The 26,733-nt window shown below is 43.6% G+C and carries 25 protein-coding genes; 12 read left to right on the top strand and 13 right to left on the bottom strand.

Annotation, left to right across the window (positions count from 1 at the left end; genetic code table 11):
- Positions 1-15: 15 nt before the first annotated feature.
- Complete coding sequence (locus QM454_RS09170) at positions 16-696, top strand: DUF4956 domain-containing protein (RefSeq protein ID WP_432357141.1); 681 nt, start codon at positions 16-18, stop codon at positions 694-696.
- A gap of 318 nt (positions 697-1,014) precedes the next feature.
- On the opposite strand, the gene QM454_RS09175 is transcribed toward QM454_RS09170, so the two are convergent.
- The 6 genes from QM454_RS09175 to QM454_RS09200 all read right to left on the bottom strand — a co-directional run bounded on the left by QM454_RS09175 (position 1,015) and on the right by QM454_RS09200 (position 8,388).
- The gene (locus QM454_RS09175) at positions 1,015-2,190 is read right to left on the bottom strand and encodes a M20 family metallopeptidase (protein WP_432357143.1); all 1,176 of its coding nucleotides are present in this window, start codon (positions 2,188-2,190) and stop codon (positions 1,015-1,017) included.
- A gap of 36 nt (positions 2,191-2,226) precedes the next feature.
- Positions 2,227-2,874 (bottom strand): transposase, encoded by a 648-nt coding sequence (locus QM454_RS09180; RefSeq protein WP_432357145.1) that lies wholly within the window; start codon positions 2,872-2,874, stop codon positions 2,227-2,229.
- A 1-nt stretch (position 2,875) separates the two neighbouring features.
- Positions 2,876-4,399, bottom strand: a complete 1,524-nt coding sequence (locus tag QM454_RS09185) for a YifB family Mg chelatase-like AAA ATPase (protein ID WP_432357146.1) — start codon at positions 4,397-4,399, stop codon at positions 2,876-2,878.
- Between the two features lie 573 nt (positions 4,400-4,972).
- Positions 4,973-5,413, bottom strand: a complete 441-nt coding sequence (locus QM454_RS09190; RefSeq protein WP_432357148.1) for a hypothetical protein — start codon at positions 5,411-5,413, stop codon at positions 4,973-4,975.
- Entirely contained in the window at positions 5,410-6,222 is an 813-nt protein-coding gene (locus QM454_RS09195) for a DUF3100 domain-containing protein (protein ID WP_432357150.1), read from the bottom strand. Before QM454_RS09195 ends, QM454_RS09190 begins: the two co-directional genes overlap by 4 nt.
- A 552-nt stretch (positions 6,223-6,774) precedes the next feature.
- Complete coding sequence (locus tag QM454_RS09200; RefSeq protein WP_432357152.1) at positions 6,775-8,388, bottom strand: glutathione ABC transporter substrate-binding protein; 1,614 nt, start codon at positions 8,386-8,388, stop codon at positions 6,775-6,777.
- A gap of 352 nt (positions 8,389-8,740) precedes the next feature.
- Between QM454_RS09200 and nikC the strand changes: the two genes are divergently transcribed.
- Genes nikC through QM454_RS09220 form a run of 4 tightly spaced genes read left to right on the top strand, consistent with a single transcriptional unit; the run spans position 8,741 to position 12,648 of the window.
- Complete coding sequence (gene nikC / locus QM454_RS09205; protein WP_432357154.1) at positions 8,741-9,634, top strand: nickel transporter permease; 894 nt, start codon at positions 8,741-8,743, stop codon at positions 9,632-9,634.
- A 16-nt stretch (positions 9,635-9,650) separates the two neighbouring features.
- The gene (locus tag QM454_RS09210; protein WP_432357155.1) at positions 9,651-10,592 is read left to right on the top strand and encodes an ABC transporter permease; all 942 of its coding nucleotides are present in this window, start codon (positions 9,651-9,653) and stop codon (positions 10,590-10,592) included.
- 27 nt (positions 10,593-10,619) lie between these two features.
- On the top strand, positions 10,620-11,672 hold the full coding sequence (locus QM454_RS09215; protein ID WP_432357156.1) for an ABC transporter ATP-binding protein: 1,053 nt from the start codon (positions 10,620-10,622) through the stop codon (positions 11,670-11,672).
- Positions 11,617-12,648 (top strand): ABC transporter ATP-binding protein, encoded by a 1,032-nt coding sequence (locus QM454_RS09220; RefSeq protein WP_432357157.1) that lies wholly within the window; start codon positions 11,617-11,619, stop codon positions 12,646-12,648. Before QM454_RS09215 ends, QM454_RS09220 begins: the two co-directional genes overlap by 56 nt.
- 69 nt (positions 12,649-12,717) lie before the next feature.
- On the opposite strand, the gene QM454_RS09225 is transcribed toward QM454_RS09220, so the two are convergent.
- Positions 12,718-14,466, bottom strand: a complete 1,749-nt coding sequence (locus tag QM454_RS09225; RefSeq protein ID WP_432357159.1) for a methyl-accepting chemotaxis protein — start codon at positions 14,464-14,466, stop codon at positions 12,718-12,720.
- A gap of 429 nt (positions 14,467-14,895) precedes the next feature.
- Positions 14,896-15,951 (bottom strand): acyltransferase family protein, encoded by a 1,056-nt coding sequence (locus QM454_RS09230; protein ID WP_432357160.1) that lies wholly within the window; start codon positions 15,949-15,951, stop codon positions 14,896-14,898.
- Between the two features lie 312 nt (positions 15,952-16,263).
- Between QM454_RS09230 and QM454_RS09235 the strand changes: the two genes are divergently transcribed.
- The 3 genes from QM454_RS09235 to QM454_RS09245 all read left to right on the top strand — a co-directional run bounded on the left by QM454_RS09235 (position 16,264) and on the right by QM454_RS09245 (position 19,974).
- Complete coding sequence (locus QM454_RS09235) at positions 16,264-17,673, top strand: alanine/glycine:cation symporter family protein (RefSeq protein ID WP_432357162.1); 1,410 nt, start codon at positions 16,264-16,266, stop codon at positions 17,671-17,673.
- A gap of 11 nt (positions 17,674-17,684) precedes the next feature.
- On the top strand, positions 17,685-18,749 hold the full coding sequence (locus QM454_RS09240; RefSeq protein WP_432357163.1) for an alanine/ornithine racemase family PLP-dependent enzyme: 1,065 nt from the start codon (positions 17,685-17,687) through the stop codon (positions 18,747-18,749).
- Positions 18,750-19,167: 418 nt separating this feature from the next.
- Entirely contained in the window at positions 19,168-19,974 is an 807-nt protein-coding gene (locus QM454_RS09245) for a hypothetical protein (RefSeq protein WP_432357165.1), read from the top strand.
- A gap of 47 nt (positions 19,975-20,021) precedes the next feature.
- On the opposite strand, the gene QM454_RS09250 is transcribed toward QM454_RS09245, so the two are convergent.
- Together QM454_RS09250 and QM454_RS09255 are read right to left on the bottom strand one after the other, a co-directional pair.
- Entirely contained in the window at positions 20,022-20,156 is a 135-nt protein-coding gene (locus QM454_RS09250) for a hypothetical protein (protein ID WP_432357167.1), read from the bottom strand.
- Entirely contained in the window at positions 20,156-21,451 is a 1,296-nt protein-coding gene (locus QM454_RS09255) for a tetratricopeptide repeat protein (RefSeq protein WP_432357169.1), read from the bottom strand. Before QM454_RS09255 ends, QM454_RS09250 begins: the two co-directional genes overlap by 1 nt.
- A 225-nt stretch (positions 21,452-21,676) precedes the next feature.
- Here QM454_RS09255 and QM454_RS09260 point away from each other — a divergent pair, with 225 nt between their 5' ends.
- Positions 21,677-21,841, top strand: a complete 165-nt coding sequence (locus tag QM454_RS09260; protein ID WP_432357171.1) for a hypothetical protein — start codon at positions 21,677-21,679, stop codon at positions 21,839-21,841.
- A 112-nt stretch (positions 21,842-21,953) separates the two neighbouring features.
- On the opposite strand, the gene QM454_RS09265 is transcribed toward QM454_RS09260, so the two are convergent.
- The 3 genes from QM454_RS09265 to QM454_RS09275 form a co-directional block, all read right to left on the bottom strand.
- Positions 21,954-22,499 (bottom strand): manganese efflux pump MntP, encoded by a 546-nt coding sequence (locus QM454_RS09265; RefSeq protein WP_432357172.1) that lies wholly within the window; start codon positions 22,497-22,499, stop codon positions 21,954-21,956.
- Between the two features lie 113 nt (positions 22,500-22,612).
- On the bottom strand, positions 22,613-22,798 hold the full coding sequence (locus QM454_RS09270; RefSeq protein WP_432357174.1) for a hypothetical protein: 186 nt from the start codon (positions 22,796-22,798) through the stop codon (positions 22,613-22,615).
- Positions 22,799-22,959: 161 nt separating this feature from the next.
- Entirely contained in the window at positions 22,960-23,514 is a 555-nt protein-coding gene (locus tag QM454_RS09275; RefSeq protein ID WP_432357175.1) for a GbsR/MarR family transcriptional regulator, read from the bottom strand.
- A gap of 204 nt (positions 23,515-23,718) precedes the next feature.
- On the opposite strand from QM454_RS09275, the gene QM454_RS09280 reads away from it, so the two are divergent.
- From QM454_RS09280 to QM454_RS09290, 3 genes are read left to right on the top strand one after another with little or no spacing between them, the layout of a single operon-like run.
- Positions 23,719-24,972: a quaternary amine ABC transporter ATP-binding protein gene (locus QM454_RS09280; protein WP_432357177.1), complete on the top strand. Its 1,254-nt coding sequence runs from the start codon at positions 23,719-23,721 to the stop codon at positions 24,970-24,972.
- A complete protein-coding gene (locus QM454_RS09285) occupies positions 24,965-25,816 on the top strand; it encodes an ABC transporter permease (protein WP_432357178.1) in 852 nt (283 codons plus the stop codon). Before QM454_RS09280 ends, QM454_RS09285 begins: the two co-directional genes overlap by 8 nt.
- Positions 25,817-25,818: 2 nt before the next feature.
- Positions 25,819-26,706, top strand: a complete 888-nt coding sequence (locus QM454_RS09290) for a glycine betaine ABC transporter substrate-binding protein (protein ID WP_432363928.1) — start codon at positions 25,819-25,821, stop codon at positions 26,704-26,706.
- Positions 26,707-26,733: the final 27 nt, after the last annotated feature.

Here is a 26,733-nt window from a genome sequence, read left to right on the forward strand (position 1 = left end):
GGGGGGCTGTATTAGATGAATGACGTGTTAAATTTTGAAGATATAATTAAGAAGAGTGTTCTAAACTTGGAAGTATTCAAAAGCGTTTCCTATATTGACATGCTGTTCGGTTTCCTCTGTTCCTTTGCAATCGGCATGTTCATCTATTGGATTTATCGACGTAGTTTTCGTGGGGTCGTTTATAGCTATAATTACAATGTGTCGTTCGTTCTAATGACGATGATTACGGCGTTAATCATAATGACAATTAGTACGAACATCGTCCTCTCGCTCGGAATGGTCGGCGCCTTAAGCATCGTTCGATTCCGAACAGCTGTGAAGGATCCACTCGACATCGTCTACATGTTCTGGGCGATATCGGCTGGAATCGCTAGTGGCGCTGCCATGTACCCGCTCGCCATTACCGGCTCCCTCGTCATCGGATTAACACTCGTACTGCTATCACGAAAGAAAATCCGTCACCAATCGTATTTACTCATCATCCGCCATACAGAAACAGCAACCGACGAACTGCGCGATCCCCTTCGAAAATTAAACACAACGTTAAAATCCAAAAACATCCGGAAAGGCTACGTCGAGCTAACCCTTGAACTCAAACTCCGCGACGACAACACCGCATTCATGACAAAAATCACCGACATCCCCGGCGTCATCGAATGCTCCCTTATCAACTACAGCGGCGACTACGCGCAATGACTTCAATAGCGGTACCACTTGCAAAAGCGGTGCCTGTGCAGCAAACAATTCTGACAATACACTACAATTGCATAAACGAAAATCGGAAAGTCCATTATATCAATGTTTTAGTAGCTCCGGAGTGTATATTAATGCCTGTTGTTGAATTGTCATAAATGTATCGTGCACAGCCGCCGACACGATTCAGACAATACACTACAATTGTATAAAATAATATCAAAAGCCAACCAAATCAATCTTTGGTTGGCTTTTATTTGAATTTATATGCCGGTTATTGAATAGTCATAAATGTGTCTTACACAGGCACTTGCAAAATTCTTAACTACTACAAACGACTTCGGCGACTGCTTTTGCTGCGACTAGCAATGCGTCTTCGTCGATATCCCATTTCGGATGGTGGTTGAAATAAGCTTTCTCAACGCCTTTCGGTTTGCAACCGATGTAGAAGAAGCAGGACGGATACTTCGCTGCGTAGTAGGCGAAGTCTTCTGATCCAGAGAACATAGGGAATTCCGTCATCGATTTAATCTCAGGCTCCGTGGAATTCTCGATGGCGGCGACAACACCTGCTGTAATTTCCGGATCGTTGTAGAGTGGCGGATAGTCCGGTACATATTCGAGTTCGCACTTCACGCCGAATTCCTCTTCAATCCCTTTGGTAATTCGGTGGACTTCCTTGTCAATCAACTCTTGGACTTCAGCTGTCATATACCGCACATCGCCCTCCAATTCGACACTGTCCTTAATTACGTTGAATTGTCCTTTTCCATCAAATGAGCCGATAGTAATAACGCCCATGTCAAAAGGATTCAATCGGCGACTCACGACAGTTTGGATGGACGTCACAAAATGTGCACCTGCAACAATGGCGTCATTTGCCAGGTGAGGGGATGATCCGTGACCGCCGACACCTTGAATTTTCAATTTGAAGTGAGTCCGGCCCGCCATCGAATAGCCGCTATGGTACCCAACAACTCCCGCTGGCTCTGTTGGAAATAAATGCACACCGTAGACCGCATCCACGTCATCCAGCAAACCCGATTCCACAATACTTTTCGCACCACCCGGAGGCACTTCCTCTGCATGCTGGTGAATAATTTTAATCGTCCCGGCCAATTCCTCTTTCAGTTCAATCAAACAATCCGCCAACACAAGCAAATATGCGGTATGCGCATCATGCCCGCAAGCATGCATGACGCCTTCGTTTTTCGATTTAAATGGCACATCCGTTTCTTCATGAATCGGCAGTGCATCAAAATCCGCACGAAGGCCAATAGTTTTACCCGGCTTTCCGCCTTTAATCGTCACGATAATGCCATATCCATTACCAACATTCGTTTGAATATCTACATCTTTTCCGTTGTAAAAATCCGCAATGTATTGAGCAGTCTTTTCCTCTTGGAACGATAACTCGGGATACTCGTGCAAATGACGTCTAATCTCAATCATTTCCTCTTTTCGCTGTTCCAACAATTTCATTAGCTGTTTCTTCATCGGTGGATCATTCCTTCCAGCTTGGCGTGTTTTTAATTATTTTGTTGATAGTATCACGTTGCGCATTCTTGCACCAAACGATTGTTTAAAATCTTCCGAAGGCATCTCCTCATACACCTTCTCAATGTCCTGCTTATATGCTAAACAATAAAGCTGGTAAGCCTGGTTTGTCGTTTCAAATGGCTTTGGTAAAAATGTTGGCACAAGATCTATGTTTAAGAAACGCGGTCGTGTTCGATCTGTATTAACATAGAAGGGGAATGAACTATAAGGATAATCTTCCAATGACTTCACGAGGGGAACCTTTGTGTCAATCGGATTCCGATGGATATAGCTGCTAATGTCCAGTATGGCTCTTGGACCGTTGGCAAGTTTTGAAAAATAACGCTTCTCATAAACGTGCCCAACATGATCATAACGCTTCGAATAATAGTCACTGTATCTTCGGTTAATACGCGCCATGACCCGACTCAATTGCACCTCGGATTGAATAAGCAAGTGATAGTGATTCGACATGATGCAATACGCGACAATGGAAAATGGATATTTATCATACGCATAGTCAAAGGCGCGCATCAAGTTCATTTTATCTTCCGGCGTTTCGAAAATCGGTTGCCGATTGTTCCCCCGCATCGTCACGTGGAAATATCCATACGGATTCCAATAGCGAATTCTCCTCGTCATATCATTCACCCACCAAAACGGATGAAATATGCAACTTAGGCGCCATCGATTTCCATTTGACACTTTCCAGCAATGCACTTTCTGTAATGAATTTCGACCCTTCCAAATCCGCAATTGTTCGCGCGATGCGAATTAATTTCGTTTGTGTTCGATTGCTCCATTTCTTCTCGAAACATATTTGCTGAATAAACTCTATCTGTGCCTTAGACAAGCCGCATGTTTCATCCAATAATTGAAACGGAACAAAACCGTTCAACCATTCTTTTCCGAATCGCGCACGTTGCATTTCACGGGCACGGGTTGTCCTTCCGCGTATCGATGCAGAAGTTTCTGCCTCGGAATCCTCCTTCAACCCGACACTATGTAACGCTAGTACAAAATCCATTCGATCGAGAAGAGGACCTGAAACTTTTAGCCGATAATTGGCGACTTGCCTCGAAGAACAAGTGCAATAGCGCTCGTTTGAACCGACATATCCGCATGGACAAGGATTCGTGGCGGCGATAAGTATAAAATTCGACGGATACGTAACGGATTGCCTCACCCGACTAATCGTAACTTCACCAGCCTCCATCGGTTGTCGCAGCATATCCAACGTCTTTCTTGAAAACTCCCCGAGTTCATCTAGAAATAAAACGCCCTTATGTGCCAATGAAATTTCGCCTGGCTTCGGAAATGTCCCGCCACCTATTAACGAAACGGAAGAGGCGGAGTGGTGTGGGTGCCGATAAGGAGGGCGAGGGGACATCCCGCGATTTTCACGCGCCAAATGGTAAATGCCATACAACTCGACCATCTCATCAAGCGATAAATCGGGCAAAATCGTATGGAATGCGTCCGACAACATGCTTTTGCCGCAGCCCGGAGGCCCCATGATCAGGAGATGGTGTCCCCCTGCCGCACAGATTTCCATAGCCCGCTTCGCATCCTGGTGTCCTCGGATTGAAGAAAAGTCCGTGCTCGTCTGCTCATCGAATGGAGCAGGTGCTACAATAGCCAGCTTAGGCGTTATCAAGTAATCCGGTAAACGCGATCCTTTCAAATACGAAATAAGTGCATGCATGTCTGGCAACGGAACGATTTCGACATTCTTAACATGTCGCAAAAAAGAAACGTCGATGGACGGGATAAGTATACGCTTGAAGCCGAGACTAATGGCTTGCTGAATGGCGGGAATCATTCCGTGAAACGGCATAAGTTCGCAGTTTAATGAAAGTGCTGCTATGACACAAGTCGAATCATCTATTGGTAGCGGCTTGTCCAACACTTCCTGCATTACAGCCAATAACATTGCACAATCAAAGCCTGTCCCGCTTTTCCGTATGTCGGAAGGGGATAAATGAATAGTAATCTTCTTCATATCAATTTCCAAATTCATTGCATGCAAACAACTGAGTACCCGCTCCTTCGACTCCTTAATAGAAGCATCGGGTAATCCGATAATGACAAACTGCTCCCGATCTACACGTACATTTGCCTCCACGGCAACTTTGTGCCCCTTCATCCCTTGCAGTCCTACACTCATAATGATCGATGCGATTGCACGTCACCACTTTCTTTTTCTCCAACTGTATCGATTTTTAAATAGACTGACAACTGTCTGAATTCATCAGAAAACGAAAAAATAAATTTTAAATGAGGAAATAGGGGTGAAATTGAATTTTAAACGGCATAAACGAACGAAAAAAATATTTTCATCCATTTAGGAGAACCACCTTTTTGCCGCTTGTTTTTGTGCTCTTTTTTGTGCTCTTTTTTGTGCTCTTTTTTGGGCTCTCTCTTTTGGGTGCTCTCTCTCTCTTTTGGGTGCCTGTGCAGCAAATAATTCAGATTATACACTACAATTACATAGTGAAAATGTAGAAAGACGACCATATCAATGCAGTGTTATATTGGAAGTGTATATAAATACCCATTATTGAATAGTCATAAATGTTTCTTGCACAGCCATCGAAACAATTCAGACTATACACTACAATTGTTTATAAAAAAACAGGAAGCCAACCGTATCAATCTTCGGTTGACTTCCTTTCGCATTTATATACAGATTATTGAATTGTCATAAATGTGTGATGCACAGGCACCATTAAAGGCACCATTAAAAACGTCCTTGAATCCTAAACACGATTTCTGCAAAGATGGCGGCGAATAGGAATGTGCCTGTGTAGACGACTAATGAAATGACAACAATCCGCCAGCCAAGTTTTTTGAAGTCTTGAATATCTTTCCCTAAAGACAATCCAGCATAGGCGAGGATCGGTGTCGCGATGGCCATGAAGTTGATTTTAGAAGTTTGCTCGATAATCCATCCGTTCCCGGGGAAGATTGGTGTTGTTGAAATCAGCGCGATGATCGAGATCCAGACAACTGCCGGAATTTTAATTGGTAAATAGGCTGTCAATGCAAGTCCGATAACAGTAGCGAGGATGATCAAAATCATACCAGGCAGTGCTGCAATCGGGTTGACCTTGTAGCCGACCCAGTTGCCGACGATGGCGATAAGTCCGATGATGGACAACACTTTCGCTTTTTCAATCATGCTTCGTCGCCTCCCTTAGTAACGGACAACTTATTGCGACCGATTTTTGGTTCAAGCCAGTTGTACAGGCGAGCTGTGACTGGCAAGGAGAAGAATACACAAATATACGTTCCGAGGATCGTTGTAATCAAGTTAGCTGCGGCTGCAAACAATGCGATGTCTTCCGCATCATTCGGGAAGGTAACAGCTAAAGCTCCCGATGCTGCTGCCATCATACTTCCTGATCCAACGCCCGCACCCATTGCTAGCGAGATAGGATGGAGGAAACCTAGACTCCCGAGGAATCCGGCCAATATCGCCAAGTAGATAGCCCCAAATACAGTTCCGCACACATACACGCCAAGTGCTCCACGGGCTTCTGGTGAATCAGAACCATATTTTTCTGCGATGATAGCAAGGTTCGGTTCGCGGTCAATGGAGAATGTTGCTCCAATAGCTTCTCGTTTCATTCCTAATAATAAAGCAATCGGCAATCCAATGGCGATTGTCCCGATGACGTGGCCCACTTCTTGGAAAGCTAGCGAGAAGCCCGCGTCAAAAATCTTTGGAAGGGAAGGTCCAAGCATCGTTCCAAGTTTTGAGACGAAAAGCATGAAGGATATTCCTAAGATAGTTGCTGAATTTTTCATTTGTTTCTCTGACATTAATTTGAATTTCGGCCAGCTGATGATGCCCCCAAAGATGAGCACATACAGAATTGGAAATAATGCAATCGTGCCGACACCAAGGTTGAATTGCTTAACCCCGATCCATTCACCGATAATAACAAAAGCTAGCACAATCAAATGAAGTTTAACGTTATCTCTCACACATTTTCCCACTTTCAATTAGTTTCAGATTTTGTAATATTCCAATCCAATCAACGTCCCTTTAACGAACGAAAAGTTGATAAGAATTATAGTACGATATCTTTTGGCGTTAGTCTATAAGTAATTTGTAGAAATAGAAACACTCCAAACTCCATCATTTTTCAGTGCTTTTTCGGTGCCTGTGCAGCAAACAATTCAGATTATGCACTACAATTGTATAGTGGAGAATAGAAAACCAATTAAATTAACGTCGGATTGTAGTATGTGTGTATATAAATACCTACTAATGAATAGTCATAATTGTGTCGTGCACAGCCGCTGGCACAATTCAGACAATACGCTACAATTGCATAAACAAAAATAGGAAGCCAACCATATCAATCTTTGGTCGACTTCCTATTGTATATACATACGTAAAGTTGAATTGTCATAAATGTGTCGTGCACAGGCACCAATAATGGCACCAACATAAGGCACCAACATTAAAGGGGCATCAACTACGCACAAAAAAACAGATGCTGCACATAAGGCAGCATCTGTTTTGCATTAGTGTTATTCTACGAACTGAACGTTTTTCAATTGATAAATTCCCGATGTGTCTATCGTGAAGCCTCTGATTTTGTTGCTGACGCCCGTGAGGTATTCTGTATGGATCAAGTATGCCATTGGAGCGTCTTCGATTAGGTGTTCTTGAACTTTGTTATAGATTTTGATTCGCTCATCTGGATCTGACTCGCGACGGCCTTCTTCAAGAAGTTTGTCGACTTCCGGATTCGTATAGAATGAACGGTTTCCTGGAGAGCCGTGTTGTGATGAATGGAAAAGTGCGTACATTCCATAGTCCGCGTCACCTGTCGGGTTGGACCAGCCAAGGATGAACATGTCATGCTCGCCGTTAGCTGTCTTTTCGAGGTAAGCTCCAAACTCCATCACTTCGATTTCCACTTCGATATTAACTTTCTTCAACTCTTCTTGCATGAGAACTGCGATTTGTTGACGTTGAGGATTGTCATTCGTCCAAATGGAAGATTTAAAGCCGTTCTCATAGCCTGCTTCTTTAAGAAGTTTTTTCGCTTCTTCCACATTGTATTCAATTGGTTTTGCATCTTCGTTATAACCAAAAATTCCAGGGGCAAGAGGTCCTTTTGCAGGTATTCCGAAACCGTCGTAAACCCCTTCACTAATATCATCTTTATTTACAAGCATAGAAACAGCTCTACGTACTTTTGGATCATTAAACGGTTCTTTTTCTGAGTTGAAACCTAAATATGCAAGGCTGGACGATGCTTTTTGGTTAACTCTTGCGAAGTCGCCAGCGTTAATACCTGCAACTTCGTTCGGTTGAATTGGATCAGCAATATGGACATAGCCTGCTTCGAGGTCTGCGTTTCGGACTGGACTTTCAGGAATGACCTTGAATGTTACAGAATCCACATGAGCTTTGTCGCCCCAATAGTCTTCGTTTTTGACGAGTTTAATTTCAGCGCCTGGCTCCCATTTGTCGAATTTGAAATAGCCTGTTCCGACAGGGTTTGTCCCAATGACGGAGCCCGCATCTTTGCCGCTTTTCATTGCCGCATAATCTGCTTCGATCGACTTAGGGCTCACCATACCACCGCCGTTATGTGACAAGTGGGCGAGCAATGGTGCGAATGGATATTCCGTTTTAATTTGTACAGTATGCTCATCTACTACAATTACGTCAGAAATCATTTCAAATAGGAAATAACGCGGTGAAGCGACTTCCGCATCGCGGATTCGGTCCAAGTTCATTTTCACAACATCCGCTGTAAAAGGCTCACCATCATGGAATTTGACGCCTTTACGTAGTTTGAATTCATACGTCGTATCATCGACAGCTTTCCATTCTTCTGCGAGACCAGCTACGATACTATTGTCGTCATCTCGTTTCACAAGTGTTTCATAAATGTTCGCTTGTACTACGGAAGACGGTACATCATTGGAACCAGCAGGGTCCAATGAAGATGCATCCGATAGAATCGCGAGCACTAAATCTCCGCCTTCAATCCCTTTCCCTTTGCCTTCGTCAATATCGTTGCCCGCTTCTTTTTCAGAAGTTGAACTCCCCCCAGAACATGCAGCAAGAATCATTGACAAAGCTAGAACAAGAACAAACAGCCATTTTACATTGCCATTTTTCTTCATATGTGTTCCCCCCGTTTGTTTTTAACATATTACAATTCCGGTAGATACATAGGAGTTGTAATAGTTAGATGCAATATAGCACACAATATGGGAATAAACAATACGTTAACAGAATAATTGATATAGTAACTCTTTTAAAATAAATACTTGCTGTTTTTTTAATAAATAAACTGTCTAACCGAAAGATGATGGTATAACGCTTTTCTCTTCATCTTATTATATTAAAATCAAATTATTATAAATTAAACGAGAATAGAGATAAAAGGGATTCCGAAAAACGTCTATTCGTGATATGCTACTGTCAATAGACTGATTTTTCATAGAAAAAGAAATTGGGGGAAGGTGTTCAAACATGGTTCAACATACACCTGTTGCGAAAATTGGACAGAAACAATACAGTCCTAGAATTGAAGCGTACAAGGCGTTTTGGCGTAGACTCCACAAAAATAAAGCAGCGGTTGTCGGCGGGGTCCTAATCATACTTTTCATTTTGACCGGTTTTTTCGGACCATTATTGACGTCGGTAGATCCGAACGCAACTCAAATCGGAAATAAATTGAAACCGCCTTCCGCGGAGCATTGGTTTGGGACAGACAATTATGGACGGGATATATTTACGCGAATTATCCACGGCATGTCGATTACGATGAAAGTCGGTTTCTTTTCGGTTGCTTTAGGTGGAGTTGTCGGCGTTTTTTTTGGTATCATTTCGGGCTATTACGGAGGGAAACTCGATACGGTCATCATGCGCGTTATGGACGTCCTTCTTGCATTTCCGGGCATCCTTCTTGCACTTGCTATCGTTTCGGTCCTAGGCGGAAGCATACAAAACGTCATCATCGCGGTCGGAATCTTCTCCGTTCCTGCATTCGCGCGGATCGTGCGCGGGTCCACACTATCGGTTCGTAAGTTGGAATATATTGACGCGATTAAAGCGCTCGGCGCAAAAGATGGTCGAATCATTTTCAAACATATTTTGCCAAACGTCATGTCGCCAATTATCGTTCAATTGACGTTGCGCATTGCGACGGCTGTCTTGACGGCGAGTGGACTAGCATTTCTCGGCCTTGGCGCAAAGCCGCCGACTCCGGAATGGGGCGCGATGCTTAGTGAGGGAAGGCAATATATGCAGCAAGCGCCGCATCTTGTTTTATTCCCGGGCATCATGATCGTCATTGTCGTGCTGGCATTCAATATTTTCGGGGATGGGTTGCGTGACGCGCTTGATCCGAAGATGAATAAATGATGGAGGGGGCAATGAAATGACAAAATTCATAGTAAGGCGCCTGCTCCAGACGATTCCGGTCTTGCTTGGCGTTTCGATAGTCGTATTTTCTATGATGTATTTAATCCCAGGGAATCCTGCCCAAATTATCGCGGGTGAAGGGGCATCTCCGCAAACGATTGCACAAATCGAAGAGAAGCTCGGGTTGAATAAACCGGCACCTGTGCAATATTTCAGCTATATGAAAAATGTCCTCCAAGGCGATCTTGGAAATTCTGTTCGGAGCGGCCGTGCCGTGACGGATGAAATTAAGGCGCGGTTTTGGACAACCGTGGAGCTGTCTTTTTACGCGACAATTCTCGCTGTGTTCCTCGGACTTATCGCAGGAATCATTTCGGCTGTGCGTCATTATACGTGGTCCGACATTTCCATTATGATTGTCGCACTTTTTGGCTTATCTATGCCGAATTTCTGGTTCGGTCTTATGCTCATCCAATGGTTTGCGATTGGTCCGGAATGGATGCCGGATTTTATGAAAATGCGTCCATCTGGCTGGGGTGACGATTGGAGACAGATGCTTCTACCTGTCATTACGCTTGGCACAGGGGGAGCTGCGATCATTGCGCGCATGACGCGTTCATCGATGCTTGAGGTAATTGGACAAGACTACATCCGGACGGCGAGGGCGAAAGGGATGGGAGAGCGCGTCGTCATTTATCGCCATGCACTGAAAAATGCATTGATTCCCGTCATTACAGTTGTTGGCCTTGAGTTCGGAGGGTTTCTCGGCGGTGCCGTATTGACCGAATCAATTTTTGCGATCAATGGAATGGGGCGTTTAACAATTGATGCCATTCGGACGCGGGACTTCCCAATCGTTCAAGGAACTGTCCTCGTCATTTCATTCCTATTCGTATTTGTAAATTTACTCGTCGATATATCGTACCGCTTATTGAACAAGCGGATTGATTTGAATTGATGCATGTCTCATAAGGAGGTGTCCGGAATGGAAACGAATGTTTTGGAAGTGCGAGACCTTCGCACATCCTTTTATACAGATGATGGGGAAGTGAAGGCGGTCGATGGCGTCAGTTTTTCGCTACCTAAAGGAAAGACGCTCGGGATTGTCGGGGAGTCGGGCTCAGGAAAGAGCATTACGGCGCTTTCAATATTGAAACTCCTCGCGAACAACGGCAAGATTATCGGTGGGGAAATTAACTTTAAAGGTGAAAACCTTCTGTCTTACTCGGATAAACAAATGAGGGATGTCCGAGGGAATGCGATTTCAATGATTTTCCAGGAGCCGATGACGTCGTTGAATCCAGTATTCACAGTCGGCCAGCAAATTAGTGAGTCGCTCATAAAACACCAAGAACTTTCGAAAAAGGTGGCGCATGAAAAGTCTATTGAGCTGCTGAAACTTGTCGGGATTCCTTCGCCAGATAAACGCGTGAAGCAATATCCGTATGAATTATCGGGGGGGATGCGCCAGCGTGTCATGATTGCGATGGCATTAGCATGTAATCCCGAAATATTGATTGCCGATGAACCGACAACTGCGCTCGACGTAACGATTCAAGCGCAAATCCTCAGACTCATCCGCGATCTGCAGAAACGGCTCGGCATGTCGGTCATTATGATTACGCATGACCTCGGTGTCGTCGCAGAAACATGCGAATATGTCGCCGTCATGTATGCAGGGCAAGTCGTGGAATATTCGGATGTCGTGACGTTATTCCAAAAGCCGAAACATCCGTATACGATCGGTTTGATGAATTCATTGCCGAGACATGATGTTGAGCTTGAAAAGTTAGAGTCGATTAGTGGAAATGTACCGAATCCGAAAGAGATGCCGATGGGTTGCAGGTTTGCACCTAGATGCCCTGCGGCGACCGATTTGTGCCGGAACGTCATGCCGGAATTGTTGAAAGATGATGAAGGGAACGATATTCGTTGCTGGATTTATTCGGAAAAATGGGAAGGTGAATCGGAGGTGATTGTCTATGGCGAAAAAAGAATTGCTCAAAGTCGAGGGGCTGAAACAATACTTTCCGATTAAAGGCGGATTGATGGGCCGTACGGTAAACTATGTGAAAGCAGTTGATGATATAAGTTTTACGATTTACGAAGGGGAGACGGTGAGCATCGTCGGGGAGTCCGGTTGCGGAAAATCGACGACGGGCCGTGCAATCCTGAGGTTAGAGGAGCCGACGGAAGGTGTCGTTACGTTCAATGGACAAGAACTGACGTCGTTGTCAAAGCGGGACATGCGAAAACAACGGAAAGATTTGCAAATCATTTTCCAAGATCCATACGCGTCCATTAACCCTCGTCAAACCGTGTCAGATGTTCTGGATGAAGCGATGGCAATCCAGAAAGTGTTGCCCGCGAAAGAACGGAGAGCACGCATTATCGAACTGCTCGAAACGGTCGGGTTGAATGAATACCAGGCAGACCGGTACCCGCATGAATTTTCCGGTGGACAGCGGCAGCGTATCGGAATCGCAAGGGCATTATCGGTTAATCCGAAACTCATCATTTGCGATGAAGCTGTTTCCGCGTTAGACGTCTCCATTCAAGCGCAAGTGTTAAACTTGCTGAAGGATTTGCAAAGAGAGTTCAAATTAACGTATTTATTCATTTCGCATGACTTAGGCGTCGTTCGCCATATTTCGGACCGGGTCATCGTCATGTACTTAGGAAAAATCGTGGAAATCGGTGACAAGTATTCGATTTTCGAAAATCCGAAACATCCATATACACAAGCATTGCTATCTGCCATTCCGGTTCCGGATCCGACGCGCGAGAAAAAGCATATCGTGCTGACGGGGGATGTCCCTTCGCCAATCGATCCACCTGAAGGGTGCCGTTTCCATACGCGCTGCCCGTTCGCGCAGGAGAAATGCAAAGTTGAGGTGCCTGTATTACGTACGCATGAATCGATGATTAAAGACCATAAAGCCGCCTGCCACTTCGTCGAGGAAATTGAGAGCGGCGAGTTGAAAGTGGAAGGGTTTGAGGAAGCTGTTTTTTAACTTTCAATTGGGGTAATACGTTTAATGAAATAAAACACCGCCCGTCATTTGACAGGCGGTGTTGCTTTTTTATATCGATTTTTCATCCACTAGCGTTTCTTCTTCGTTCTTAATTTCATTATCTACTATCTCTTCATTCACCCTGAATTTACTAATCTCCATTTTTAAGTCATTCGCCAAGGTATGCAACGTGTCTGTCGTCGCAACCATCTCTTCCATTGATGCAAGTTGCTCTTCCATGGAAGCCGCGATGTTTTGCGTATGGCCGGATGAGACTTCAAGCGATTGGACAGTATCGTTAGTCGACGCCAAAATTTGCTCGGAGCCAGCTGAAATTTCCTGAACGGTCGCGGAAACGGATTGGACATTTTCCGAGATATTCATGATTTTCGCCAAAATGTTGCTGAACGTCTGTCCTGCATCGTTGACGATGACCGTTTCGCGTTCCACATCTGAATACACTTGCGCCATCGCCTCTACGGATTGTCGGGAGCCATTTTGCATTTCCGTAATGAGCGCTCGTATTTGATTCGCAGAAGAAGCAGATTGCTCCGCCAAATTTCTCACTTCACTCGCAACAACACTGAACCCTTTACCCGCATCACCCGCGCGAGCTGCTTCAATGGCGGCGTTCAAAGCGAGGAGGTTAATCTGGTCGGAAATGTCGGTAATCATACCGATAATCTTCTCAATTTCAGCTGATCGGATATATAGATTTTCTGTAATTTTCATCGAAGCTTGCACCGATTCGTTAATCGTATGGATGCCGTCAATCGATTCGGTAATCAATCGGCTTCCTTGCTCCGCAGCTTCCGTCACTTCCAACGTCTCTTCCGCAACTTTCGAGGAAGAATCCGCAATGTCTTGGATACCTACTGTAATTTGCTCAAGTGCTGTCAAATTTTGATTGGCGGCAACGGAAAGCGTCTCGCTAGTCGTAGAAACTTCTTGCGTCGCAATCGTTGACTGGTTCACAACTTCGCTCATCTGCTCGGCACTATATGCCAATTCGCTGGACGAGTTGACGACGTTGTCCGCTGCTGTATTTACGTGCCTAATCATGCTGTTTAGTTCATTTTTCATATGATCGAAACTATGAGCAAGTCGCCCAATCTCATCTTTACTATTTAAGTGAACCGTTTGAGTGAGGTCGCCCTCTGCAATCGCCTCCGTGAAACGCACCAATTGCTGAAGCGGCTTCGTAATACGTTTTGAAATAATGGAAGGGATTACAATCCCAAGTATGCTCCCGAGCACGATGAGTGCAATACTTACGGCGATGATCGTACGCTGCAAATTACTAATCGACGATGCATCCTGACTTACTACAATGACGGTTTCTGTCTCCGGAATAGGATAATAAAGAGACTTATGTACGCCTTGGTCATCTTTATAGACGCCGCTGAACAGTGCTTCTCCTTGTTGAAGCGCTCGATTATGATCCGCACTGAAGGAATGCGGCACGAGATAATCGGTCAACTCCGTAAAGGCTAGCAACATATCCTCGCCGTCCACTTTCGTATGGATCGAAATGTTCTCTACACCGTTACTTTTCTTCACACCATTAATAATATGTAAAATTTGGTTATGCGCATTCTTGTCCTGCAATGCGCGATTAACGAGCCGGCCCGTCACTTTCTCCTTCACATCATCCATCGTCGAACTCAACGATTTTTCAAACTCCGGCATGACATTCACTTCTACGATACGCATCGACGTGTAATAAAACACAAAGCCAAATAGCATCGTAAGAAGATAAATAGGGATGAGTGTCCCTAAAATAATTTTCTTCCGTACGCTCCCTTTCTGCCTAAACAAAGAAGTTCCCCCTGACTGAATCCAAAGTAGTGTAATAATATTTCTAACTCATTATAACTATTAAAATATAAAAATACTAATACCGTGCCTAATACGGTGCCTGTGCACCATACTATTCAGACAATACACTACAATTGCATAAAAGAAAGTGAAAATCTAGTCAAATCAAGGTTCATTTAATTTCAATATGTATATATATTCAAGGTCTCGAATTATCATAATTGTACCGTGCACAGCCGCCGAAACAATTCTGACTATGCACTACAATTGCATAAAGAAAAAGAAGAAGCCAATCACATCAATCACAGGTTGGCTCCTCATTGCATATTTATTAATTTTGTTGAATTGTCATAAATGTGTGCTGCACAGGCACCGCTCAATGCGGTGAAGAAATGCAAAAAAGCTGAACCCTGTGGAGGTTCAGCTTTTTCATGTTGGTATAAGTGTCGACTTTTTCTTCGGTGAAAATCCACCAAGTAAAATTTTCCCATTCGGCAACAACTTTTTAATTAAAATTGAAACGATGATTGGGATGAATAGCCCAATGGCTGTAAAACCGATAAGGCCATACGTGAAATAATCGTTCAAAATGATGTCTGCAAAGATGTGTAAATACATAATGGAAAGCGAGTGCTTTTCGATTTTTTGCAGCCAGGTGAGCGATAGCCTTGCCGTTATGAACTGGAAAATGCCTACGAATAGAACGGTGAATGAAAGCGGAATAACCAAATCCAATACGAAATGGTCATACCGTAAAAATTTCATGCTCAGCCGGTAGTCGATGAGATGGAAGCTATCAAGCAGGACTGCCGTTACACTGATGACCAATGCTACAACCATCCATCGCTTTGGAACATCCATCCAAAATTCCTTAAAATAATACCCGATGGCGAAATAGACGATTGCCATGAGAGCGACGTCGATGTTCCAGATCATCGGAATCGATTGAGCCGCTTCGGACGGTTTGCCGCCGATGACATGCATGGCGAAAATACTTTCAAAAAGGGCGATTACATAGAAGACGCCGAGAGTGATGAACTGTTTCGTCCGATTTAAGTATTTCGTAAGCAATAAGAAAAATATATATGTGAAAAATAATGTCGTCACAAACCAAAAGACTCCATACGCTCCGCGAATAAAACGACCGCCTACGACAAGCGTCCAAAGGTCATTCAAATACCATGATAAATCCATATTACCTGACCCAAATTCTATTCCATAACGTATTAGCGTGATGCTGATTAGGAAAAACAAGTAAGGGACGATCAATTGCATGAATCGTTTGTGGATTGTTGATTTCATAAGTCCTTTTTCAAGTATCGGCTTGAAAAACAAACCGCTCAAGATGAAAAATGCAGGCATATGAAACCAATAAATATACTTCGCGAGGGGAAAATCAAGTTCTCCCGGATAATGACCGATGACGACGAGGATCATTAAAAATCCTTTCGTGACATCCACCCACGTTAACCGTTTCTTCTTCAATACTATGCACCTCTAAACTAAATATGGTGCTATTATAAACCCTCTTTCTACGTTTTTATCGCATTGTAACAGCATTGATATGTAATTGAAAAATGACTGCCAAAAAAAGGACGTCGAGGAGTTGAGAATTCAGATAACAGTATTTATCCCTAGGTAAATTCAATAAAAAAGCAATGTTTTACAGTATTTAACATTGTGCATTCAACAAAAATGTTATATTGTATTTAAACATGAAAAGTTTGTGACAGCTTTTTGAAATGAAAGCGGATTCACGAAAAAGAAAAAAGAAAAATAGAGAAGGAAGTGTTTCGCATGTATGAGTTGTATGAAAGCTTTATCGATAGCTTTAGTACATGGTTGTATAGTTACATACTAATTATTCTTTTAATTGTTGCCGGACTTTATTTCACCATTCGTACGAAATTTGTTCAGTTCCGCCTATTCAAGGAATCCATTAAACTTGTTGCGGAACCGAAAGATGACAAAAATTCGATATCCGCGTTCGAAGCATTAATGGTATCGACTGCGTCACGTGTTGGCGTCGGAAATATTGCCGGTGTTTCGACGGCGATTGTACTTGGCGGAGCAGGTTCAGTATTTTGGATGTGGGTAATCGCGATCATTGGGGGCGCGTCCGCGTTCATCGAGAGCACGCTCGCACAGATCTATAAAAAGCGAGACAAGGATGGCGGCTCTTACGGGGGTCCTGCGTACTACATCCAAGCGGCGCTGAAAAGCAGATTTCTCGGTGTCGTTTTCGCTGTAGCCCTCATTTTGACGTATATGGGCGGATTCAATATGGTTGCTTCCTTTAACATTGCATCCGCATTTGAAGGATATGCATTTTACAATTCTTCGACGCCGTTCATCGTTGGTGCGATTTTGGCACTTCTAACAGGCTTGAGTATTTTTAGAGGTGGAAAAACGTTAAGTAAAATTACGAGCATCATCGTTCCGGTCATGGCAATTGCTTACATCGGCGTGGCGCTTATTATGGTGTTCGCGAATTTGAATCTTGTGCCAGGAATGTTCGTTGACATCTTTACATCGGCATTTGACTTCAAATCAGCATTCGGCGGTTTCGCTGGTTCTGTTATTATGTACGGTATTAAACGCGGTCTTTATTCCAACGAGGCGGGTGTCGGTTCAGCACCGAACGCGGCTGCTGCAGCGAGCGTTTCCCATCCAGCAAAACAAGGACTCGTTCAAATGCTTTCGGTATTTATTGATACGATTTTAATCTGTTCAGCAACGGCTTTCATGTTATTAAGTTCAGGCGTAGTACCTACTGATGACATGGCAGGAGTTCCATACGCGCAAGCGGCCGTTTCATCGTTATTCGGGGAATTCGGTGTTTGGTTCATTACGTTTGCACTGTTCTGCTTCGCGTTTACGTCGCTTATCGGGAACTTCTTCTATGCAGAATCGAATCTTAAGTATTTGAATAAAAAAGATGTGGGCAAAACAGGTCTTACACTATTCAGACTCGCTGCTGTCGTTATCGTCTTTTTCGGCGCGCAGCTAGATTTCTCAATTGCATGGAATACAGCCGACGTCCTTATGGGCATTATGGCGTTAATTAATATTCCAATCATTTTAATTCTCGGTGGAACTGCGTTCAAATGTCTTGACGACTATACGAGACAGAAAAAAGAAGGAAAGAACCCTGTCTTTAAGGCGAAGTCAATCGGTCTTAAAGAGAAAACTGATTTCTGGAATTAAGAGGTATCAGCATGTATCCATTCGTTCGTGTAAATAAAAAACATTTGCTTGAAAATGTCCGCGCCGTTACAGCGCTTTGCGCAGCAAGGAATATTGCTGTAACAGGTGTGACGAAAGTGTTTGGCGCGGACCCTGAAATTGCTGCCGTCTATGTCGAAGGGGGCATTACACGGCTAGGCGATTCTCGGGTTGAAAACTTAAAGCTGTTGAAAGAGCTAGATGCGGAGAAGTGGCTCATCCGCCCGCCGATGATGAGTGAAGTGGAAGATCTCGTTACGTACGCGGACGTTTCACTCAATTCGGAGCTTGCGACGATTCAAGCAATTAATGATGCCGCGATTGCAAAAGGAAAAGTTCACAAAGTGATTTTAATGGTGGATCTTGGCGATATTCGTGAAGGGTTTATCGATCATGAGGAGCTTATTCATGTTGCAATGAAAACCGAGACTATGGAAGGTGTCCATCTGTATGGCATCGGGGTAAACTTGACGTGCTTTTCATTCATCCAATCCGATGAGGAGAAAATGGCGTCGCTTGCGGAGCTTTCGAAAACGATCAGTACGAGGATCGGCAGGGAGTTGGAAGTCGTCAGCGGCGGGAATTCCGCGACGTTAGACTTGGCGCTCAAAGGCGGCATGAGCGAAGGCGTCAACAATTTGCGCCTCGGCGAATCGCTTCTGTTCGGCAAAGAGCGCGCCAATTACACGTTTCTGCCGGGAACGCATAAAGACGTGTTCACGATGGAATGCGAAATCGTCGAACTGAAGGAGAAGCCATCCGTGCCGTGGGGGACAATTGGTGTCGATTCGTACGGCAACAGCCCGACTTTCACGGATCGAGGCATGCGGTTGAAGGCAATTTGCGCGCTCGGAAAACAGGATTTCGATGTCGAAACGTCAATGCCGGTCGACGAAGACATCATCATCCTCGGCGCAAGCTCCGACCACCTCATGCTCGACGTCACCGACAGCAAAACAACATACAAAGTCGGCGACACAATCGAACTGCAACTCGGCTACTTCTCCACAATGCGTGCCTTCACCTCCCGCTACGTCGGAAAAGTATACGTGGACTAAGCGGCCTTTAACGGTGCCTGTGTAAGACACATTTATGACAATTCAATTATGTTTATTTTTATACAGCGAGAGGCCATCCGAATGTTGATTTGGATGGCCTCTCGTTTTTTTTATATGCAATTGTAGTGCATAGTCAGAATTGTTTCGGCGGCTGTGCACGGTGCAATTATGACAATTCGACATATAGTATAAAAATACATAAAAAGTTCGTCTGACTATTGGTATAAGTGCCTTTTAGAATTTCTCTATACAATTGTAGTGTATTGTCTGAATAGTGTTGTGCACAGGCACCGATTTTACCAATTTCTTAAATTCTGTCGTAACTGATTGATTTGTTTAATACAGTAGCTATAGAAGGGGAGTCGGTTGGATAGGGCGATGGATGTTAGCGACTGACAAATTATCAGGAGGGGAAACATTGACGTGTACGAATTGTGGCAATGAGCAGGCGAATGGACAGTATTGCTGGAGGTGCGGTACAAAGCTCACAGAGGCAACGGCTGGTTTCCAAGAGTCGTTTCGTCAAGAGCAAGCAGTGAGCGAAGTATCTGTTGTGAAGGTGGATTCAAGCGTTCAGATGGAAAGCATAAAGAACGTGGCCAAGGAATACTGGAACTACTTTTTGGTGCATTTGAAGCGGCCATCGACAATTGTTACAAGCGAGGAAGATGAATTCAAGAACGGCCTCATTTCCTTATTCATTTACGCTGCAGTTTTTGGGTTTGCGTTTTATAAGGCAATCGATGGCATGCTATTCGGAACGCTCGACGGCATTGCAAGTCTGATCGGCGAAGACTATAGTGGATTATCATTTTCCACTGTTTTCTTGAAGACAGCGGGATTTGTCGCAATTTGCATGGCGATAATATTAATCGGACTGTTCGTAATCGGCATGTATTTTGGACCTCATTACTCATTAAAGCAAACTTTGGCATTGTATAGCGCACATTGCTTGCCGGCCATCGTAATTGGACTAGTCGCACTGATTTTCCTAACAATGAAATCATATTTCTATGGAATCTTCCTACTCGTCACAAGTCTATTGTATGTCCTCATGCTCTCACCCGGCTACGTTATGAGCATTATTCTATCCAAAAATCCAAAAGAAATGGATCCACTCCATAGTTACGGAATTTACGTTGTTTTCGTCATCATTCTCTTCAGTCTTTTATATAGGCTTATCGGAGCAACTGCAGTCGAAAACCTTCTTGAGAGGTTGAAGTAGAATAAAAGAAAAAAGGAATGCCTCCATAGCGGGTGCATTCCTTTTAATTATTTTTCTACAGTGTAAGAGAAAGTGTTTAACACTTTTGGCACTTGGTCAGCGCTACTTGCTGATGCAGTACTGCTTTGAGCTGTTATGCCTAAAACAATAACTAGTAAAAGAATCGATGCAAACTTTTTCATTATAAATCCTCCCATTTTTCCATTTTTCTATAAATATAGCCATATCTATTCCCGTCTCGATAATAAATAGATGCTAGCTTATATTTCCTATTATAATAGTACCACTCTGCCAACGCAATGCAATATTTATGAATATATCTGAAATCTTGAATTTCCTTGAAGTGTTGAATTGCCGCTTCGGCAATTTCTACAGAGAGTCCTTCTTTACTATGCAATGATTTATACAAGCCGAAATGATGAAAATAAGAAACTTGGTTTTCATCTTGTATTTGATGATACAATGCTAGCCCTTTGTTTGCCCATTCAGTAACAAGGTTCTTTTCATTCATTTTCGAGTATTCCTCAATTAAACATTGAATTGTAATAAGCTTTTCGGAAGAATCAATTTTATGATCAATGCTTTTTTCGTAATATTGGATAGCCTCGGTACTATTTCCCATAGCTCCATTTAGAGTTCCAATATTGTGATAAATAATCCCTTTTTCGCTTTGTAAATTAAACTCTTCACTAATTTGCATAGCTTTTGAATATGCTTCCAGTGCGTCTTGGAATTTATCGCTTCTTTTATAAGAAATTCCGATAAGAATATAGCATTCTAACACTCTACTCATCATTAAATGTTCTCGGAAAAAAATGAGTGCACGTCTAGCATGATCAATCGAATTGAATGTATGCCCATCGGACGCATAAAATACAGCAATTATATAATTAAATTCAGCTTTTTCCCATTCTCCAAGAGGTAACGACTCCAGTTTTTGGAGTATTAACTCATAATATTGTATGGCCATTTTTACGTTGCCAGTATTATAACAGAATAACCCTTTATTTAAGTGAAACAAATAAAGTTGGTATACATCAAAATTATCAATAGATTCTTCAAGTATATTAATTTCTTGTTTGAGTTTTTCTGAATCAATTCTTACCATCATATTAAGTCGAAAAGTGATAAGCGAATAAGTAAAATGTAATGAATCGTTTTCAAATAGGGGGGCGTTTTGCTCAAGGTACTCTAATTTCTCTCTCGTGAAATTTGAATCTCTCGTTGTCAAAACATCACGATATGTCTCCAGCAACATCTTCTCAAACTCAATTTCCGTCTCCTCATCATTCTCCTGCAACTTCCCCGGGTCCATTCCTAGCCGTTCCATGAGCAGAACGGTAATGTCGTCGCTTGGTTCGATTTGATTCCGTTCAATTTTCGATAAATAAGATGGCGTACAAATTCCTTTGGCTAGGACAACTTGCTTCATATCTTGCCGTATACGTTCAGCACGTATCAAATGACCTATTTTCACTCGCCGATCCCTCTCCTTATCTATCATATCCTATTTCCATTATAAAGCATATTCATCGAAAGTGAGAAACTTTTCTCGAAAAACTGAAAAAAAACGTTGAATTTGAAAAAAATGTCCCAACCGGTTATAATTCTTTAGGAGCATACAGCATGATATAGTATAGTTATTAGTCCCACGCCATGGCGATTCATCGAACTATAACAGTACAAAAGGAGTGTGAAGGGGATGACGGTAGCAAAGACGAAAGTAGACTGCGAAATGGAATTCCTGGACATCGAGATCATGAAGATGAAGATGGAACTCTTGCAATTTGTGAAAAAGATGCAATCCAATGGTTTATTGAAATCTGTTGATTATGACGAATTGACAAATACGCTAAAATCAGAGTGATTGTTAATAAAGATGACTGACATTCGGTGGAATGTAGCAGTCATCTTTTTTTTATTATACATATGAAAAGATCGATAATTGCTGAAAATGTCATTGGATTGCATTCGTGCCTTCATATAAATATTTCATTTAAGCCGATTACAATCAACAGTAATCCACCTAAGCGTTCAGCTTGTTGCCCCAACTTGCTCGACCCAATTTTCTCGCCAATGCGGAAGCCGATCATGATGGAGATAAATGAACAAACACCAATCGCAAGTGATGTCGAAAATGGCTCAACGCCTGTAACGCCAGCGCTGAAACCGATCGATAGGCAATTGAATGCAAGGATGAAGCCTAATACGATCGCTTCCTTCCAGTTAATGTAGTCCATTGTACGGACGCATTCTTTCGGTGGGTTTGCGGCCTTCACAATCGTCCATAGACCGAGCCCAATAAGCAGAATTCCTCCAATCATGTTGGAGGTAGAAATGGAAAAGATGCCTGATAAGAAGCTTCCGATAAGAATAGAAGCAAATGCACAAGCCATAGAAATTAATGAGATAATTAAGTTGTACCTAATCGGAATTCGGTTAGCACGCAAGCCGTAAGCCATACTTATACCTAGATTATCGATATTTGCGGCAACCGCAATCGTTAAGATGGTAATTATTTTCATGGATAACCCCTCCATGCGAATGTCTATCCCATATGTATATGACGGGCGGTAAGGGCAAAATGGGCGGACGAAAAAAGCTGTTTCGAAGTGGATTCCGACTTCGAAACAGCTTTTTATGATCCTCTAATCCTTTTAATGCCGATTAGCATAAGTCCAATTGCGCTTGTCATATTAAGTAGAACACCTAAAATGAGCAACATCCATTCAATGGTGTTCGGTAGTGTAACGGTTAAGGATAGGATGAGTGACACTGTGCCGATAATGAATAAAAGCATAAGTGTCGGTATCTTTTTTTGCATATGTATGCCTCCTTTTGCAATGCAGGCGCATAGTTAAGCGTAGTATAACTGCAATGTGAATGCAATGGGAGGCGTTTTTTGTTTATGCGTTTGACGTTCTGTTCAATAAAAAAGGTGGTCCCTGGATGTTTGGGGCCGCCTTTTTCTATGGTGATTTTCTTTTAATTATTTTCCGGCCCCTCGTGTTCCTTTAGAGGTACAAGGTCGAAGATGTCGTGGTCTTCGAAGGCGTCGACGAGTCGGTCAAGCCAATCGAAGTAGTCTCGGGCGTAGTTGAGCTTTGCAATGTCTGTTTCAACGGTCTCCCTCAATTCATCGCTAATGTCGGGATTGGCTTTCAACTGTTCCAGTTCGCGTAGCGATTTTCTGACGGCGACGGAATGGAGTGAAATGGATCTACGCCATTTAATTGAAAATAGATTAATAAAGCTTTGGTACCAATCGTCTTTCACTTGGTACAAGTCTTTTCGGACGCCGCGAACCCATGCTCGTTCAACCAATTTCAAATCGGCGAGCGCTCTTACGGATGTGCTCATGCTCGTTTTGCTCATCCCAAGTTCTTCAGTCATGTCATCCAACGTCATTGGTTTGTCATGAAAGAACATCGTGCCGTACTGTCTGCCGGCAGAAGGTGTGAGCCCGTATAAATGTATATTTTGCGCGATTGTTTCAATAATTCTTTCGCGTGCTTTGTCGAGTGTTTCTCTACCTTCCATAGTGCTTTCCCTCCGCTGTCTGGGATTTCAATCCCCAATCAATAACCTAAGCGTATTATACATGCATTTCAAGTGTAACGATAAATAAAAACTTTGTACAGTTTTTACCGTACAAACAATTTATTTCGTTAAAACAGTTGTAATGACGAATACTTTATGCATATACTAGTAGACATTAGTTTTAAAAGTTTAGGGAGTGTACAAATGGACGAAATACGAAAGAAAATCGAAGTCGTCAATACGACAAAAATCTTCGGTAAAAACAGCAGGCGCGCAGCGCAGCTGTTGAATGAGGGGAAGTCGAAGAGTGAAATCCTCAAGTCTACAGGCGCAACTGTAGGTGTGAAAAATGCAACATTCGACGTCTATGACGGTGAAATTTTTGTCATTATGGGTCTGTCGGGAAGTGGGAAATCTACATTAGTTCGGATGTTGAACCGGTTAATTGATCCGACGATGGGCTCGATCCGCATCGATGGAGAAGACATTGTCGGCATGAATAAAGAGCAACTTCGTCAAGTGCGACGGAAAAAAATTGGAATGGTATTCCAAAATTTTGCCCTTTTCCCGCATAAAACGATTCTTCAAAATACGGAATACGGACTTGAAATCCAAGGGGTTACAAAAGCGGAACGTAAGGAGAAGGCGATTGAGTCATTGCGGCTCGTCGGACTAGCAGGGTATGAAGAGCAGTATCCGAACCAGTTAAGTGGCGGGATGCAGCAACGGGTCGGCTTGGCACGTGCGCTCGCAAATGATCCCGATGTGCTGCTCATGGACGAAGCATTTAGTGCGCTCGATCCGTTAATTCGTAAAGATATGCAAGATGAGCTCCTGCAGCTTCACCATGACATGGGGAAAACTATTATTTTCATTACCCATGATTTGGACGAGGCACTCCGTATCGGCGACCGCATTGCTTTAATGAAAGACGGGGATATCGTCCAAATCGGAACGCCTGAGGAGATTTTAATGAGTCCTTCAAATAAATACGTAGAACGTTTCGTTGAAGACGTCGATCTTTCGAAAGTATTGACGGCGGGCCATATTATGAAAAAAGCAGATATGGTGCAAATCGACCGTGGTGCGCGCGTTGCATTGCGCCTTATGAAACGACAAGGGATTTCTTCTATTTACGTCGTGGATAAAGGAAATCGACTGCTTGGTGCAGTAACGGCGCAAGACGCAAGCGAAGCAACGGAAACGGGCAAGACGTTAGAAGATGTCCTCATTACGGACATTCCGACGATTACTCCGGACACCGTCTTAACCGAGCTGTTCGATACAGTATCGACAACACAAATTCCGGTTGCGGTCGTGAATGAAGAGAATCATTTGCAAGGCATTATTATTCGCGGTGCACTGATCGGCGCGTTAGCAGGCGACGGGCAGTTTATCAATAGTAAACGTACAGTTGAATCAGAAAAGGTATCGAAAGAGGTGAGCAACATTGGATAATCTATTGCCACGCTTACCGTTTGCTAGCTGGATTGACAGCGGTGTCGATTGGCTTGTCACGCATTTTGGCTCAGTCTTCGACGGCATTTCCGCCTTCTTAAAAGGCATTGTTGAAGGGGCAGTCGACTGGATGGGATTCATTCCGTCCATCGTACTAGCTATTTTGTTCGCACTGCTCGCCTGGTTTATCTCTACAAGGCGGATTGCAATTTTTACGTTAGTCGGGTTGTTGTTCATTGATTATCTCGGCTATTGGCATTCAATGTTGCAAATGTTGTCGCTAGTTATTACATCCGTCATCATTGCGCTTGTCATCGGAATTCCGCTCGGCATATGGGCGTCTCAGAAGCCTACCGTGAAGAAAATTATTAGTCCGATTTTAGACTTGATGCAGACGATGCCGGCATTCGTCTACTTATTGCCAGCCATCTTTTTCTTCAATATCGGTGTTGTACCAGGAGTCGTTGCATCAGTCATCTTCTCGATGCCGCCGACGATCCGACTTACGATGCTCGGTATTGAGCAAGTGCCGAAAGATTTAATTGAAGCGACCGAAGCGTTCGGCTCGACGACGTGGCAGCGTCTATTGAAAGTGCAAATCCCGCTCGCCCAGCCGACGATTATGGCAGGGGTCAACCAAAGCATCATGCTTTCCCTATCGATGGTCGTTATCGCGTCAATGGTTGGTGCACCGGGACTCGGTGAGGAAGTGTACAGGGCGGTAACTCAATTGAAGACAGGCGTAGGCTTTGAAACAGGTCTATCGATCGTCATCGTCGCCATCATCCTCGACCGAATCACGCAGCACGCAGGTAAGAAAAAACAAGGGGGAACTACACAATGAAATTGACGAAGAAAATGTTTGGACTAGGAGCAGCAGCACTACTCGCATTAGGATTAGCGGCATGCGGAAATGACGATAAGTCTTCTGACGGCTCGGCATCGGTCGGCAAATCCGTTGATTATAAAATTACTGGCATCGACCCAGGTGCGGGAATTATGGAAGCGACCGACAGAGCGATCAAGGACTACGGACTCGATAAATGGGACGTGACGACAGGATCTGGCGCAGCGATGACTGCAGCATTAAAAAGGGCGTATGATGCTGAAAAGCCGATCATTGTAACAGGTTGGACGCCTCACTGGAAATTCGCGAAATTCGACTTGAAATACTTGGAAGACCCGAAAGGCTCGTTCGGTGGGGAAGAGCAAATCCGCACAATTGGCAGACTTGGACTAGCTGATGACCTTCCAGAAGCCCATCAAATTCTATCCAACTTCAATTGGTCCGAAGAGGATATGGGTGAAGTAATGGTTGCAATCCAGGAAGGTGAAAAAGAGGAAGTCGCTGCACAAAACTGGATTGACGCCAATGCGGACAAAGTCGCACAGTGGACAGAAGGCGTGAATAAAGTTAACGGCGATGCTATTAAACTGGCATATGTTGCTTGGGATAGTGAAATCGCGAGTCATAACGTTATTAAACTCGTTCTCGAACAAATGGGCTACAACGTTACATTGACGCAAGTCGAGGCAGGCCCGCTTTGGACTGCGATTGCAGATGGAAGCGCAGATGCATCACTCGCAGCATGGTTGCCGGTAACGCATGAAACATATGCGACTAAATTCGATGGCAAATTCGAAGAACTCGGCATTAATATGGAAGGCGTGAAAATCGGTCTCGTCGTTCCACAATATATGGACATTAATTCAATTGAAGATTTGAAGGAATAACAATTAGGCAGCCTACTCGTTAAGTGG

This window comes from Sporosarcina sp. UB5 (genome assembly GCF_050859005.1).
GTDB lineage: Bacteria > Bacillota > Bacilli > Bacillales_A > Planococcaceae > Sporosarcina.